Origin of the sequence: Actinomadura macrotermitis, assembly GCF_009604375.1 — a bacterium.
GTDB lineage: Bacteria > Actinomycetota > Actinomycetes > Streptosporangiales > Streptosporangiaceae > Spirillospora > Spirillospora macrotermitis.
The window spans coordinates 1,270,485-1,283,475 of the sequence record NZ_WEGH01000001.1 but is presented as its reverse complement, the minus strand read 5'-3'; the positions used below and the strand labels follow the sequence as shown (position 1 = coordinate 1,283,475).

Sequence of the window (12,991 nt, the reverse complement as noted above, 5' to 3'; positions counted from 1 at the left end):
ACGGCCGTGATGGGCGCCGGATCCTGGGGGACGGTGTTCGCCAAGCTGCTGAGGGACGCCGGCGGCGACGTCACCGTCTGGGGGCGGCGCGCGAGCGTCGTCGCGGACATCAACGAGCGGGGGGAGAACCCCGACTACCTGCCCGGCGTCGCGCTGCCCGGCGGCCTGCGCGCCACCACCGACCCCGCCGAGGCGCTCGCCGGCGCCGACTTCGTCGCGCTGGCCGTGCCCGCCCAGACGCTGCGCGAGAACCTCACCTCCTGGCTGCCGCACCTGCCGCCCGGCGCGGTGCTGGTCAGCCTGATGAAGGGCGTGGAGCTCGGCTCCTCCCGGCTGATGTCGGAGGTGATCCAGGAGGTCGCGGACGTGCCGCGGGAGCGGATCGCGGTGTTCTGCGGCCCGAACCTGGCCCGCGAGATCGCCTCCGGCGAGCCCGGCGCCGCCGTCGCCGCCTGCGTCGACGAGGCCGCCGCCCGCCGCCTGCAGGAGGCGACGATGACGCCCTACTTCCGCGTCTACACCACCACCGACGTGGTCGGCTGCGAGCTCGGCGGCGCGGTGAAGAACATCGTCGCGCTCTGCGTCGGCATGTCGGTCGGGCTCGGCTTCGGCGCCAGCACCCAGGCGCTGCTGATGACCCGCGGGCTCGCCGAGATCGCCCGGCTCGGCGCCGCGCTCGGCGCCGACGAGCACACCTTCGCGGGGCTGGCCGGCATGGGCGACCTGATCGCGACCTGCAGCTCGCCGCTGTCGCGCAACCGCACCTTCGGCGAGAACCTCGGCCGCGGCATGACGCTGGAGGAGGTCGTCGCCGTCACCAAGCAGACCGCCGAGGGCGTGAAGTCCGCCGAGCCCGTGCTGGAGCTGGCCCGCAAGCACGGCGTGGAGATGCCGATCGCCGAGGCCGTCGCCGCGGTGCTCTACCACGACATGCCGATCAAGGACGCGGCGATCTCGCTGATCTCCCGTTCCCCCAAGCCCGAGCGCTACGGCGTATGACATGCCCGCCCACCTGCGCGTGGCCGATACCGGCTGATCGACGGTAGGGTCGGGCATCATGTCCCAGGCTTCAAAGATCCGGGTGGCGGTGGTCTTCGGCGGCCGCAGCTCCGAGCACGCCATCTCCTGCGTCACCGCCGGCGCCGTCATGGCCGCCATCGACCGGGACCGCTACGAGGTGGTGCCGGTCGGCATCGCCCGCGACGGCCGCTGGGTGCTGGCGCCCGCGGACCTGCGGCTGGCGATCGAGGACGGCCGGCTGCCCGAGGTGACCGGCGAGGGCGCGGCCCTCGCGCTGCCGTTCGACCCGGACTCCGCCGGGCTGCTGGTGGTCGAGCCGGGCCAGGTGCCGCGCGCGCTCGGCGACGTCGACGTGGTGCTGCCGCTGCTGCACGGCCCCTACGGCGAGGACGGCACCATCCAGGGCCTGCTCGAGCTGGCGGGCGTCCGCTACGTCGGCGCCGGGGTGCTGGCGAGCGCGGTCGGCATGGACAAGGGCTTCATGAAGCTGGTCTGGCAGGCCCGCGGGCTGCCGGTCGGCCCGTACGTGCTGGTCGGCGACCGCGAGTGGCGGCGCGAGCGCAAGCGCAAGATCGACGAGATCAAGGAGCTCGGCTTCCCGGTCTTCGTCAAGCCCGCCCGGGCCGGCTCCAGCATGGGCATCACCCGGGTCACCGCCGAGGAGGGCCTGGAGGCCGCGGTCGAGACGGCCCGCGAGCACGACCCCAAGGTGATCGTCGAGGCCGCCGTCACCGGCCGCGAGATCGAGTGCGGCGTGCTGCAGGGCCTGGACGACGGGCCGCCGCAGGCGAGCCTGCCCGCCGAGGTGCTCACCTCCGGCGACCAGGACTTCTACGACTTCCAGACCAAGTACCTCGACGGCGCCACCACCATGGCGATCCCGCCGGACCTGCCGCCGGCCGCGATCGAGGAGGTCCAGCGCATCGCCGCCCAGGCGTTCGACGCCCTGGACTGCGAGGGCCTGGCCCGCGTCGACTTCTTCCACACGCCGGACGGCGAGTGGATCCTCAACGAGATCAACACGATGCCGGGCTTCACCCCGGCGTCGGCGTTCCCGCAGATGTGGGCCGCGTCGGGCGTGGCCTACTCCGAGCTCGTCGACCGCCTCATCCAGACCGCCCTGCGCCGCCCGGTCGGGCTGCGCTAGGCGCGGGGTGATCGCCGCCTAACCCAAGCTTCAGCCCGGGGAAACCGGGCCGAAACAGGTGCCTCGCATGATCGTCACCAGTGACGATCTCCCGAAAAGGACCTGTTGCCTTGGTGTTCTCGCCCGTTGCCGCGCCGCCCGCCCGTCCCGTCCCCGGGCACGACCGCTGGCATCCCGACATCCCGGCGGTGGCCGAAGTGATCACCGGCGGGTCGGTGCGGATGGAGTGCGCGGCCCGCGCGGACGGCGCCGACGCGCTGCTGTGCGGGCCGCTGGTGGTGGTCGGCGCCGCGCCCGGCGACGTGATCGTGGTGGACGTCCTCGGCGTCGGGCGGGCGGACGGCGTCCCGGCCCGCGCCGGGCACCCCGGCGTGATCGGCTGCGCGCCGGAGGGCGGCGCGCCGGTGCGCAGCGCGGCGCGCGGCCGCCAGATCGGCTCCTGCGCCATCGCGCCGCTCGCCGCCGGATCGCGGATCCTGCTGCCGGTGCACGTGCTCGGCGCCAAGCTGTCGGTCGGCGACCTGCACTTCCCGGCGAGCGGCGCGGACGACTGCCGCCGCGCCGCGCACGCCGGGTGGATCGACCTGCGGATCAACCTCACCCGGCGCGGCGTCGAGCGGTTCCGCGTCACCGGCCCGATGCTGATGCCGTCCTAACGCCCCTTCCCATGCCGGGCGATCAGCGTGTCGATCTGCACGCTGAGCCTGGAGCCGAGCGGCCAGCCGATGTAGTGGGTGAGGAAGATCCCGATCTCGCGCAGCTCGTCCGGTGACAGCTCGGCGTTGGCGAGGGCCGCGGGGATCTGGATGTCCAGCACGTCGTTCAGGCCCTGGCCGGCCAGGACGCCGACGAGCAGCAGCCGCCGGTCGCGCATGCTGAGGCCCGGCCGGGTCCAGATGTCGCCGAACAGGTGGTCCACGGTGATGCCGAAGAAGTCGCCCGGGGCGTCGCCGATCTCCCAGCCGTAGACCTGGCGCATCATCTCCAGGCCGCGTTCGCGGCGCTCATCCATCGTCGTCCTCCAGTCCGAGCCCGGCGGCCAGCCGGTCCAGGGCGATCCGCGCGAGCGGGGTGTCGACGCCCAGCTCGCCGGCCAGGTCCAGGGCGAGGGCCAGGTCCTTCTCGCCGAGCGCCCGCACGTGCCGCATGACGTCGCGCAGCCCGTCGTCCCCGGCGAGCGGCGCGGTCGTCGGCCGCAGCATGATCGCGCCGGGGCCGCCGGTGATCGCGTCGGTGTGCCGGACGACCCGGCCGAGCCGGCGCAGCGGCACCCCGGCCGCCTCGGCGAGCCGCTGCGCCTCGGCGGCGGCGGCGAACGCCACGAAGTGCAGCAGGTTGCGGGCCAGCTTGGCGCGGGTGCCCGCGCCGACCGGGCCCATGTGCAGCACCAGGTCGGCCCAGGCGCCGAACGGCTCCCGGCAGCGCGCGAACGCCTCCGCCGAGCCGCCGGCCATGACCGCGAGACTGCCCGCGCTCGCGCCCATGAACCCGCCGCTGACCGGCGCGTCCACCACCTCGATGCCGTAGGGCGCGGCGCGTTCGGCCAGCTCTTCGGCGGTGTGGGCGCCGATGGTGGAGTGGACCGCCAGCACGGTGCCCGCCCGCGCGGACGCCAGCACCTCGGCGGCGACCTCGCGTACCTGGTCGTCGTCGCGGACCATCACCGACACCACCTCGGCGTGCGCGGCGACCTCGGCGACGCTGCGCGCGGCGCGCGCCCCCGCCTTGACCAGCGGCGCCACCGCCTCGGGCCGGGTGTCGTGGACGAGCAGGCCCGGGCCCGCCAGGTGCGCCGCCATCGGGGCGCCCATCTGGCCGAGGCCGACGAAGCCGAGCCTCATGCCCGGAACACCTCGCCGCCGTCCACGTTGACGATCTGCCCGGTCACCCAGGCCGCCTCGTCCGACAGCAGGAACAGGCACATCCCGGTCAGGTCGGCCGGGGTGCCCATCCGCTTCAGCGCCATCCGGTCCCGGACGATCTTCTGCGACATGCCGTCCGGCACCACCGCGCGGTTGGCCGCGGTGTCGATCGGGCCGGGCGCGATCGCGTTGACGCGGATGTTCATGCCGCCGAGCTCGTGCGCGAGCTGCTGCGTCAACCCGTTCACCCCCACCTTGGCAAGACCGTAGAAGCCCGAGTACTGCCAGGCGGCGGTGGACGACTGGTTCACGATCGATCCGCCGCCGCGCGCCTGCATGTGCGGGTAGCAAGCGCGCGCGCAGGCGAGCGCGCCGTCCATGTTCACCGCCATGAACCGCTTGTAGTAGTCCCAGTCGACGGTGAACAGGAAGTCCAGCTTCATCGTGCCGAAGACGGCGGCGTTGTTGACCAGGTGGTCGATGCCGCCGAAGCGCTCCACCGCCGCGGTCGCCATCGCCTCGGCCGACGCCGGGTCGGACACGTCCGTCCGCACGAACAGGCCCTTGATCTCGTCGGCGACCGCCCGGCCGCGCTCGTCCACGTCCGCGACGACGACCGCGGCGCCCTCGGCGGCCAGCGCCCGCGCGTACGCCTCACCGATGCCGCCGGCCGCGCCGGTCACCACCGCCACCCTGCCCTCAAACCGCATTCAAGCCCTGCTTCCCGTTCGCCTCCGGGGCGCCTTTCGGCGCCGCCTTCCCTCGTCGCTCGTTCCTCGCTCCTCAGTCCAGGCGGCGCCGCGCCCCTTCGGCTCTCTCAGGTGACCCCCTCGGCGATCGCCTTGGTCTCCAGGTACTCCTCGAACCCGGCCACGCCCATCTCGCGGCCGATGCCGGACTGCTTGTAACCGCCGAACGGGACGTCCGCGCCGTACCAGACACCGCCGTTGACGCTGACGGTGCCGGTGCGCAGCCGCGCCGCCACCGCCCGCGCGCGCTCCGGGCTCCCGTGCACCGCGCCGGACAGGCCGTAGGGGGAGTCGTTGGCGATGCGGACGGCGTCGTCGTCGCCGTCATGGGGGAGGACGACGAGCACCGGCCCGAAGATCTCCTCGCGGGCCGTGCGGCTGCGCGGATCCAGTCCGGTGATCAGCGTCGGCTCGATCCAGAAGCCCTTGTCGCGGTCCTTCGGACGGCCGCCGCCGACGGCGAACGAGCCGCCTTCCTCAAGGGCGAGCTTCAGATAGCCCTCGATCCGGTCGCGCTGCCGGGCCGAGATGACGGGCCCGCAGATGGTCGAGTCGTCCTGCGGATCACCTGGACCGAGCTTTCCGAGCGTTTTGGCGAGGATCCGCACGGCCTCGTCGTACCGCTCCCTCGGCACCAGGATCCGGGTGGTGATCGCACAGCCCTGCCCGGCGTGCGTGACGCCCGCGAACGCCGCGTAGGAGCAGGCCGCGCGCAGGTCGGCGTCGTCCAGCACGATGAACGCCGACTTGCCGCCGAGCTCCAGGAACACCCGCTTCAGATCCCGCGCGGCGGCCTGCATGACCTTGCGGCCCGTCGCGGTCGACCCGGTGAACGACACCAGGTCCACCCGCGGATCCTGCGCGAGTTGCGCCCCCAGCCCGTGGTCGGAGGAGGTCACCACGTTCAGCACGCCCGGCGGGAGGTCGGTCTCCCGCGCGGCCAGCACCCCGAGCGCCGCCGCGCACCACGGGGTGTCGGGGGCGGGCTTCAGCACCACGGTGTTGCCGGCCGCGAGCGCCGGGCCGACCTTGGCGAGGTTGATCTGGTGCGGGAAGTTCCACGGCGTGATCGCGCCGACGACGCCCACCGGTTCCCGCACGATCCGCCGGTCGCTCGGCATGCCCATCGGCTCGGCCCGGCCGAGGTCGGTCGTCCAGGCGTAGGACTCGGCCAGGTCGGCGAACCAGCCCAGATCCGCGACGGGCGCGTCCAGGTGCGCGCCGAAGGTCAGGAAGCGCGGCGCACCGGCCTCGGCGATCGTCAGCTCGCGCAGTTCGTCGGCGTGCCGGCGCAGCGCGTCGCGCAACTGCCGCAGGCAGCGCGCCCGGAAGGCCACATCGGTGGACCAGCCGGTCTCGTCGAACGCGCGGCGGGCGGCGGCGACCGCGGCGTCCATGTCGGCGGCGGTGCCGTCGGCGGCGTGGCCGAGCACCTGCCCGGTCGCGGGGTTCAGCGTCGTGAAGGCGGCGGCCGCCTCGGTCAGGCGGCCGTCCAGCAGGAGGGGGGCGGGGTCGTTGAACAAGCGATCGGTTGTTCTGGACACATGTCCAGACTACAGTTCAGGACATGACGGAACGCAAGGACTATTCGGGCGACTTCGACCCCGGCTTCCGCTTCGAGGACCTGTCGAAGGAGGCCCTCGTCCGCCTCGTCCGCGAGTACGCCCTGATCCCGCAACTCCTTGACCGTTCTGGACTTGCCGCTGTGGGACTCCGATACGGTCAGCGAGTCGTGGAGGAGATCGCCATCGAAGAGTGGAAGGGCGCCAGCCCGATCTACACGCAACGCATCCGCGACATCATGAGGATCGAGGGCGACGGCGTCTCGGCGATCTTCAAGTCGCTCCAGCTCGACCCAGGGTTCTCCTTTTCGTACATGGACGTCGAGTACGAGCTGATCTCCGAGACGCACGGCTTCTTCCAGCTGCGCTCCTGCGGCGCCCTCCTCGACGTCGAGCCGTTCGGCGAACGCTCGATCAAGGGCATGTGCCACACCATCGAGGACGGCACGTTCGACATCACCGCGCAGGCCGTCAACCCGAAGGCCCGCATCCGCCCGGTGCACCGCCCGCCCCGCGTCCCGGCGGGCCGCGTCCCGCACTGCCGCTGGGAAGTGGTCATCGACGAGTCCACCGAGACCCTGCCCGAGGCCGAGATCACCGCGATGACCCGCGGCACCACCGCCGCGACGCACCGCTTCCCGCCCCTCCGCGACGGCACGCCCCACATCCCCCTCTGACGACCGCCCCGACCAGCGGAAATCCTTGCCTCTTTACCGTACGTAGTGGCTTTGCTATCTCTAAAGTTACTGTCTGTGCCAACGCAGATACATGACATCACCACCGAGTTGTTCCGGTGGAACCCCGAGCTCGCCGCCGAGCTCCTGGACGGGATCGGCCTCGCCCCGCCGGGCTTCCTCAGCGCGCGCGAGGTCTCCGAGTCCTTCACCGACCACAAGACGAGCGAATACACCGGCGACGCGGCCGTCCTACTGGAACTGGAGGACGACCGCAGGCACGGCGTGGTCGTCGAACATCAGCACAGCGAGAAGGACGGGACCAAGGACTACACCTGGCTGCTCTACCTCGCGACCCTCCGTGCCCGGCACCGTTGCCAGGCGACCCTCCTGGTCATCGCCTCGGACCCGGGCATCGCCGCCAAGTGCGCCGCGCCGATCGAGACGGGCCACCCCGAGCTGACGCTGCGGCCGGTGGTCGTGTGCCCCGAGCACGTTCCGGTGCTGACCGACCCCCACGAGATCGTCGCCGATCCCGCGCTCGGCGTGCTGTCGGCCCTTTTCCACTCCGCCGGCGCCCAGCGGCAGGCCGTGTTGGAGGCCGCCTGCGAGGCCAGCAAGCTGCTGGCGGACGATGACCGTCAGCTGGCGCGTCGTTACTATGACTATGTCAACGTCGTGGTGCCCGAGAAGGCCCGCGCGATCCTGGAGGACCTGATGAAGGTCAGCGACCGCTTCTACAGTGACCTGCTCTGCGGCGTCGAGGCCGAGGGCATTGCCAAGGGGCGCGTTGAAGGGGAAGCCAAGGGCAAGGTCAAGGGGAAGCTCGAGGCGAAGGCCGAGTCCGTGATCACTGTGCTCGAAGCTCGTGGCGTGACACTGCCTCCCAAGGTGCGCGGCCGGATTCTGAACAGCCGGGACCTGGACGAGCTCGACGACTGGCTCGTCCGGGCGGCCACGGTCGGCAGGGCCGAGGAGATCTTCGGCTGACTCCGAGCGGCCCCGTCCGCCGGGCCGCTCGGGCGGTCAGGGCCGGGCGGGTCCGCCGCCATGTCGGGTGATCAGCCCAGGGAGAGGGCGGCGGCGGCCTCGCGGCGGCCCTGGGCGGCCAGTTCGTCGGCGCGCTCGTTCTCCGGGTGCCCCGCGTGGCCCTTGACCCAGAACCACTCGACGCGGTGCCGCCGCGCCGCCTCGTCCAGCCGCCGCCACAGGTCGGCGTTCTTCACCGGCTGCCGCGCCGCGGTCAGCCAGCCGTTGCGCTTCCAGGCCGCCATCCACTGCGTGACGCCCTGGCGCAGGTACTGGCTGTCGGTGTGGACGTGCACCAGCGAGGGCCGGGTCAGGTGCTCCAGCACCTGGATGGCGGCCATGATCTCCATCCGGTTGTTGGTGGTGCCGGGCTCGCCGCCGCACAGTTCCCTGACGTGCTCGCCGTAGCGCAGCACGGCGCCCCAGCCGCCCGCGCCGGGGTTCGGGCTGCAGCCGCCGTCGGTGTGCGCCACCACCGGGATGGTCATGGGGGCTCCTGTCTGTTCGTCCGCTGCGACATTGGTACCACCCGGGCCGCTGAACTGGGGTGACAAGCCTCACCGGAGTGAGCCGTTGTCGGCCGCCGGGGCGCGATGTACCGTTCTGGACGGTTCGTCAATAAGTTCTTGCTTTCCACCCCCGGGGAGGCCGCATGACCGTCCACCTCACCGAGCCGGAGAACCTCGTCCTCCAGGCCCGTGACGTGCGCTTCGACTGGTCGCAGGTCCCCCTGCACTGGATCCCGGGCGATCCGGTCGCGACCCACCTCATCAACGTGCTGCACATGCTGCTGCCCGCCGGCGAGGAGTGGTTCGTCAAGGTCTTCAAGGAGGCCGTCCCCCACATCGAGGACGACCGGCTGCGCGAGGACGTGCTCGGCTTCATCGGCCAGGAGGCCATGCACGCCTCCTCCCACCAGGGCGTCCTCGACCACTTCATGGAGCAGGGGATGGACGTCCGCCCGTTCCTGCGCCAGGTGGACTTCATGTTCGAGGGGCTGCTCGGCGACCGCGACCTCACCGGCGAGCGCCGCCGGTCGTGGCTGTACGAGCGGGTCGGCATCATCGCCGCGATCGAGCACTTCACCGGCGTGCTCGGCGACTGGATCCTCAACGCGGAGGCGCTGGACGAGGCCGGCGCCGACCCCACGATGATGGACCTGCTGCGCTGGCACGGCGCCGAGGAGGTCGAGCACCGGCACGTCGCGCACGACCTGTACATGCACCTGGACGGCTCCTACGCCGCCCGGGTCCGCGCCATGACCATCACGATCTCCATGCTGGCGTCGCTGTGGCAGCGCGGCCACCGCTTCCTGATGGCCGCCGACCCGGTGGTGCGCGGCCGGATCAAGGGCGGGATGCGCCATCTGCGCCGCACCGGCCCGGCCGGGCTGACGCCGGACGGCCGCATGGTCGCCGCGTCGGTGCGGCGCTACCTCAAGCGCTCCTACAGCCCGCTGAACGAGGGCTCGACCAGCCAGGCCCTGGCCTACCTGGCCTCCTCCCCGGCGGCGCAGGCGGGGCTGCGGTGACGATCCCGCCCGACCTGCGCGGCCGCCGCGCCCGCGACCCGTTCTGGGTGGCCACCAGCGCCCTGCTCAACGGCATGATGCGGGTCCGCGCGCTGCGCCCGCGCGAGCTGCCGCCGGTGCGGCCCGTCGACCGCCGGCTCGCCCTGGTCGTCCAGGAGGTCCGGCGCGAGGCCGAGGACGTCGTCAGCCTGCGGCTCGGCGCGCCCGACGGCGGCGTCCTGCCCGCCTGGCAGCCCGGCTCCCACCTGGACGTGCACCTGCCGTCCGGGCGGCGCCGCCAGTACTCGCTCTGCGGCGACCCCGCCGACCGCCGCACCTACCGCATCGCGGTCCGGCGCCTCGCGGACGGCGCGGGCGGCTCCAGGGAGGTCCACGAGGCCCTCACCGAGGGCGCGCGGATCACCGTCGAGGAGCCCCGCAACGCCTTCCCGTTCCTGGCCCGCGACGCCTACCTGTTCATCGCGGGCGGCATCGGCATCACCCCGATCCTGCCGATGGTCCGGGAGGCCGAGCGGCTGGGGGCCGACTGGCGGCTGGTCTACACCGGCCGCACCCGCGCGTCGCTGGCCTTCCTGGACGAGCTGCCGGCCGGCCGGGTCACCGTCCGCACCGACGACGAGCACGGCGTCCCCGACTGCGCCGCGATCCTGGCGGACGCGCCCGCCGGGGCCGCGATCTACTGCTGCGGCCCCGCCCCCATGATCGACGGCGTGCGCGCCGCGTTCACCCCCGGCGGCCCGGCCACCCTGCACTACGAGCGGTTCGCGCCCGCCCCCATCGCGGACGGGCGCCCGTTCGAGGTCGAGCTGAAGCGCAGCGGCACGACCCTCGCCGTGCCCGCCGACCGCTCCATCCTCGACGTCGTCAAGGAGCAGGTGCCGTCGGTCGCCTACTCCTGCCGCCAGGGCTTCTGCGGGACGTGCCGGGTGGGCCTGGCCGCGGGCGACGCCGACCGGCGCCACCCGAACGACGCGGCCCCCGGCTCGCTGCTGATCTGCGTCTCCCGCGCCAGCGGGGGGAAGCTGACCCTGGACCTGTGACCGGTCAGTAGGGGAGGCGCCGCCTCTCCTCCTCGATCGACCCGGGGCCGTCCCCGACCCCGTCGTCGCCCACTACCGGGCCGTGGCCCACCGGCTTGCAGGGTCCGACCTGGCCCACGGCGACGTCGGGGTACACGATGCTGCTCTCCACCCGGTCGCCCTTCAGCTTGGCCCAGACGTCCAGGACCACCGTCTGGCCGGGCTTGAGCAGCCCGGGCTTGATCACGACCTCGTTCGACGGGGTGCTCGTCTCGTCCCCGAAGAGCCCCTCGGTCCGGCGGCCGTCGAGGAAGGTCGCCCGCGGCTCCTTGCACTGCTTGCCGCTCGGCAGGAAGTTCACCTGCGCGGGCACGCCCACCTTGCGCAGCCTGGCCTCGACCTGCTCGGGGTGGGTGAACTCGCGCAGGTGCACCACCACGGTGCCGTCGGGACGGCGCTCGACCGGGTTGGCCTGGGCGACGTCCTCCTCGCCCAGCAGCGGCGGGACCGCCACCGCGATCGCGGCCGCGGCCGCCACCAGCCCGCCGGCGAGGGCGAAACGCCGGACGTTGCGCCGGGGACGACGGGACGGCGCCATCTCGGCGCGCTCGGCGACGACGTTCTTCAGTTCCACGAGAAGCCTCTCCTCAAAAGTGTTCATGCCCCCTCCTTCGCGTACGCGAGCGCCAGGCCCGCCTCGGGGACCAGGCCGTCCAGCAGCTTGCGCGCCCGGTGCAGCCGCACCCGGGCGGTCACCGGGCGCACGCCCAGCGCCGCGGCGGCCTCGGTCACCGTCAGGCCGTCCATGGCGATCAGCTCCAGCAGCGCCCGGGTCCCCTCGGGCAGCCCGGCCAGCGCCCGGTGCAGGCGGCGGCCGGCGCTCTCGGCGTCGATCCGCTCCACCAGCCGGGCGATGTCCTCGGCGTCCAGCAGCCGCCGCCCGGCGACCCGGCCGACCGCCCGCCGCTCCCGCGCCGCGCGGCGCCGTTCGGCGGCCAGCACGTTGCGGGCCACCCCGTACAGCCAGCCGATCTCCGACCCCGCCGCGGGCCGGTAGGTGTGCGCCGAGTCGATCGCCGCGAGGAACACCTCGGCGGTCAGGTCGGCGGCGGCGTGCGGATCGTCGGTCCGGCGTGCCACGAACCGGCTCACCGCCTCGATGTGCCGCCGGTAGAACTCCTCGAAGGCCGCCGGATCTCGCCCGATGCGGGCGAGACCCTCCTTCGCTCCGACCATCAGCTCACTCCCTCTCGCTCTTTCACCCCCACTTGGTCCGCCGCGCCGAACGCGTTACCGGGCCTTGGGCAGGGAGTCGCACCGGACGGGGATTTAATGCGTTGCGCGCCTCCGCCGGGCCCTGGCACCGTAGTCCTCGTCAGGCCGTCCGAAGGACACCGAGAGGAGGACCGGCCATGAAGCGACTTCTGTATCGACTGCCCTCGGCGTCATCCGCTCGCCACGGCCGGTATCCCGTCTGACCACCGGCCGCGCGACCTCCGGGTGACGCCTTCCCCGAAGCAGTGCGCGCGGCTCTACCCCAACAGGCAGAGGGGCCAGTTTCAGGAACTGGATGTTCCGGGTTCGAATCCCGGGAGCCGCACCATGCCCTCGTAGTCCAATGGCAGAGGCACCCGGATGAGAGCCGGGACAGTGCAAGTTCGAATCTTGCCGAGGGCACTGAGGGGCGGCGCCGACGCGGGAGAGTCGGGCCTGGCTGTAACCCAGGTGCCTCGCGCTGAGCGGGTTCGAATCCCGCCCGCCCCACCACACCGCGGCCAGGGCGGCCGCTTGCCCGCCGCCGGTTCCTGAACTAATGTCTGGACATGTGTCCAGGGAACTGACGACCGAGCCGACGCGGCGGCGCCTCACCGAGCGCCAGGCCGACACCGTGCGGCGCCTCACCGACGCCGCCGTGGCCGAGCTGCGCGACGCCGGCTACGAGGGCCTGACCGTGCGCAACGTCGCCCGGCGGGCCGGGGTCGCGCCCGCCACCGCCTACACCTACTTCGCCTCCAAGAACCACCTGATCACCGAGGTGTTCTGGCGCCGCCTCGGCGCGCTGCCGCCGGTGGACCCCGGGGTGACCGGGGTGGCGGCGGTGCTGCGGGAGATCGCGCTGCTGGTCTCCGACGAGCCCGAGCTCGCCGCCGCCTGCACGACCGCGATGCTCGGCACCGACCCCGACGTGCGCGAGCTGCGGATCCGGATCGGCCTGGCCATCCGGGAGCGGCTGCGCGCCGCGCTCGGCCGCGACGACCCCAAGGTCCTCGGCGCGCTGGAGCTGGCCTACGCCGGCGCGCTGGTGCACGCCGGCATGGGCTACACCTCCTACGCCCGCATGGCCGACCGGCTGGCGGAGACGGCCGAGCTGATCCTGCCCGACCCCGAGTGAGGAGAC

At 72.9% G+C, this 12,991-nt stretch carries 15 protein-coding genes and 3 tRNA genes; 11 read left to right on the top strand and 7 right to left on the bottom strand.

Features of this window, described 5'->3' with window-relative positions; translation table 11 throughout:
- Window positions 1-9 precede the first annotated feature (9 nt).
- From ACRB68_RS05660 to ACRB68_RS05650, 3 genes are all read left to right on the top strand, one after another.
- On the top strand, window positions 10-999 hold the full coding sequence (locus tag ACRB68_RS05660) for an NAD(P)H-dependent glycerol-3-phosphate dehydrogenase (RefSeq protein ID WP_153532328.1): 990 nt from the start codon (window positions 10-12) through the stop codon (window positions 997-999).
- A 58-nt stretch (window positions 1,000-1,057) separates the two neighbouring features.
- On the top strand, window positions 1,058-2,167 hold the full coding sequence (locus tag ACRB68_RS05655) for a D-alanine--D-alanine ligase family protein (protein ID WP_153531112.1): 1,110 nt from the start codon (window positions 1,058-1,060) through the stop codon (window positions 2,165-2,167).
- Between the two features lie 113 nt (window positions 2,168-2,280).
- Window positions 2,281-2,823, top strand: coding sequence for an acetamidase/formamidase family protein (locus ACRB68_RS05650; RefSeq protein ID WP_328593805.1), 543 nt, complete (start codon window positions 2,281-2,283; stop codon window positions 2,821-2,823).
- Here the strand turns inward: ACRB68_RS05650 and ACRB68_RS05645 are convergent.
- The 4 genes from ACRB68_RS05645 to ACRB68_RS05630 all read right to left on the bottom strand — a co-directional run bounded on the left by ACRB68_RS05645 (window position 2,820) and on the right by ACRB68_RS05630 (window position 6,322).
- Entirely contained in the window at window positions 2,820-3,179 is a 360-nt protein-coding gene (locus ACRB68_RS05645; protein ID WP_153531111.1) for a carboxymuconolactone decarboxylase family protein, read from the bottom strand. The genes ACRB68_RS05650 and ACRB68_RS05645 overlap by 4 nt on opposite strands.
- Window positions 3,172-4,008, bottom strand: a complete 837-nt coding sequence (locus ACRB68_RS05640; protein WP_153531110.1) for an NAD(P)-dependent oxidoreductase — start codon at window positions 4,006-4,008, stop codon at window positions 3,172-3,174. Before ACRB68_RS05640 ends, ACRB68_RS05645 begins: the two co-directional genes overlap by 8 nt.
- Entirely contained in the window at window positions 4,005-4,739 is a 735-nt protein-coding gene (locus tag ACRB68_RS05635; protein ID WP_153531109.1) for an SDR family oxidoreductase, read from the bottom strand. Before ACRB68_RS05635 ends, ACRB68_RS05640 begins: the two co-directional genes overlap by 4 nt.
- A 107-nt stretch (window positions 4,740-4,846) precedes the next feature.
- Window positions 4,847-6,322, bottom strand: coding sequence for an aldehyde dehydrogenase (locus tag ACRB68_RS05630; RefSeq protein WP_328593804.1), 1,476 nt, complete (start codon window positions 6,320-6,322; stop codon window positions 4,847-4,849).
- 23 nt (window positions 6,323-6,345) lie between these two features.
- Here ACRB68_RS05630 and ACRB68_RS05625 point away from each other — a divergent pair, with 23 nt between their 5' ends.
- Together ACRB68_RS05625 and ACRB68_RS05620 are read left to right on the top strand one after the other, a co-directional pair.
- Window positions 6,346-7,017, top strand: coding sequence for a hypothetical protein (locus ACRB68_RS05625; protein WP_153531108.1), 672 nt, complete (start codon window positions 6,346-6,348; stop codon window positions 7,015-7,017).
- 75 nt (window positions 7,018-7,092) lie between these two features.
- Window positions 7,093-8,004 (top strand): RpnC/YadD family protein, encoded by a 912-nt coding sequence (locus ACRB68_RS05620; protein ID WP_153531107.1) that lies wholly within the window; start codon window positions 7,093-7,095, stop codon window positions 8,002-8,004.
- A 71-nt stretch (window positions 8,005-8,075) separates the two neighbouring features.
- Here ACRB68_RS05620 and rnhA read toward each other — a convergent pair whose 3' ends face one another.
- Entirely contained in the window at window positions 8,076-8,531 is a 456-nt protein-coding gene (gene rnhA, locus ACRB68_RS05615) for a ribonuclease HI (protein ID WP_153531106.1), read from the bottom strand.
- A 164-nt stretch (window positions 8,532-8,695) separates the two neighbouring features.
- Between rnhA and ACRB68_RS05610 the strand changes: the two genes are divergently transcribed.
- Window positions 8,696-9,574, top strand: a complete 879-nt coding sequence (locus ACRB68_RS05610) for a metal-dependent hydrolase (RefSeq protein ID WP_153531105.1) — start codon at window positions 8,696-8,698, stop codon at window positions 9,572-9,574.
- Window positions 9,571-10,614, top strand: coding sequence for a PDR/VanB family oxidoreductase (locus ACRB68_RS05605; protein WP_328593803.1), 1,044 nt, complete (start codon window positions 9,571-9,573; stop codon window positions 10,612-10,614). The genes ACRB68_RS05610 and ACRB68_RS05605 overlap by 4 nt, the downstream gene beginning before the upstream one ends.
- A gap of 4 nt (window positions 10,615-10,618) precedes the next feature.
- Here ACRB68_RS05605 and ACRB68_RS05600 read toward each other — a convergent pair whose 3' ends face one another.
- Together ACRB68_RS05600 and ACRB68_RS05595 are read right to left on the bottom strand one after the other, a co-directional pair.
- Window positions 10,619-11,254, bottom strand: a complete 636-nt coding sequence (locus tag ACRB68_RS05600) for a hypothetical protein (RefSeq protein ID WP_153531104.1) — start codon at window positions 11,252-11,254, stop codon at window positions 10,619-10,621.
- On the bottom strand, window positions 11,251-11,829 hold the full coding sequence (locus ACRB68_RS05595) for an RNA polymerase sigma factor (protein WP_153531103.1): 579 nt from the start codon (window positions 11,827-11,829) through the stop codon (window positions 11,251-11,253). The genes ACRB68_RS05600 and ACRB68_RS05595 overlap by 4 nt, the downstream gene beginning before the upstream one ends.
- A 290-nt stretch (window positions 11,830-12,119) precedes the next feature.
- Between ACRB68_RS05595 and ACRB68_RS05590 the strand changes: the two genes are divergently transcribed.
- From ACRB68_RS05590 to ACRB68_RS05575, 4 genes are all read left to right on the top strand, one after another.
- Window positions 12,120-12,196, top strand: a tRNA-Leu gene (locus tag ACRB68_RS05590).
- A 1-nt stretch (window position 12,197) separates the two neighbouring features.
- A tRNA-Leu gene (locus ACRB68_RS05585) sits at window positions 12,198-12,270 on the top strand.
- A gap of 4 nt (window positions 12,271-12,274) precedes the next feature.
- Window positions 12,275-12,360 (top strand) — tRNA-Tyr (locus tag ACRB68_RS05580).
- A gap of 58 nt (window positions 12,361-12,418) precedes the next feature.
- Complete coding sequence (locus ACRB68_RS05575) at window positions 12,419-12,985, top strand: TetR/AcrR family transcriptional regulator (protein WP_328593802.1); 567 nt, start codon at window positions 12,419-12,421, stop codon at window positions 12,983-12,985.
- Window positions 12,986-12,991 lie beyond the last annotated feature (6 nt).

Excerpts from the sequence above, each read along its gene's own strand:
- ACRB68_RS05595 (WP_153531103.1), bottom strand. The coding sequence starts at position 11,829 with ATGGTCGGAGCGAAGGAGGGTCTCGCCCGCATCGGGCGAGATCCGGCG.
- ACRB68_RS05625 (WP_153531108.1), top strand. The coding sequence starts at position 6,346 with ATGACGGAACGCAAGGACTATTCGGGCGACTTCGACCCCGGCTTCCGC.
- ACRB68_RS05610 (WP_153531105.1), top strand. The coding sequence starts at position 8,696 with ATGACCGTCCACCTCACCGAGCCGGAGAACCTCGTCCTCCAGGCCCGT.
- ACRB68_RS05660 (WP_153532328.1), top strand. The coding sequence starts at position 10 with ATGGGCGCCGGATCCTGGGGGACGGTGTTCGCCAAGCTGCTGAGGGAC.
- ACRB68_RS05635 (WP_153531109.1), bottom strand. The coding sequence starts at position 4,739 with ATGCGGTTTGAGGGCAGGGTGGCGGTGGTGACCGGCGCGGCCGGCGGC.
- ACRB68_RS05640 (WP_153531110.1), bottom strand. The coding sequence starts at position 4,008 with ATGAGGCTCGGCTTCGTCGGCCTCGGCCAGATGGGCGCCCCGATGGCG.
- ACRB68_RS05600 (WP_153531104.1), bottom strand. The coding sequence starts at position 11,254 with ATGAACACTTTTGAGGAGAGGCTTCTCGTGGAACTGAAGAACGTCGTC.
- ACRB68_RS05645 (WP_153531111.1), bottom strand. The coding sequence starts at position 3,179 with ATGGATGAGCGCCGCGAACGCGGCCTGGAGATGATGCGCCAGGTCTAC.
- rnhA (WP_153531106.1), bottom strand. The coding sequence starts at position 8,531 with ATGACCATCCCGGTGGTGGCGCACACCGACGGCGGCTGCAGCCCGAAC.
- ACRB68_RS05655 (WP_153531112.1), top strand. The coding sequence starts at position 1,058 with ATGTCCCAGGCTTCAAAGATCCGGGTGGCGGTGGTCTTCGGCGGCCGC.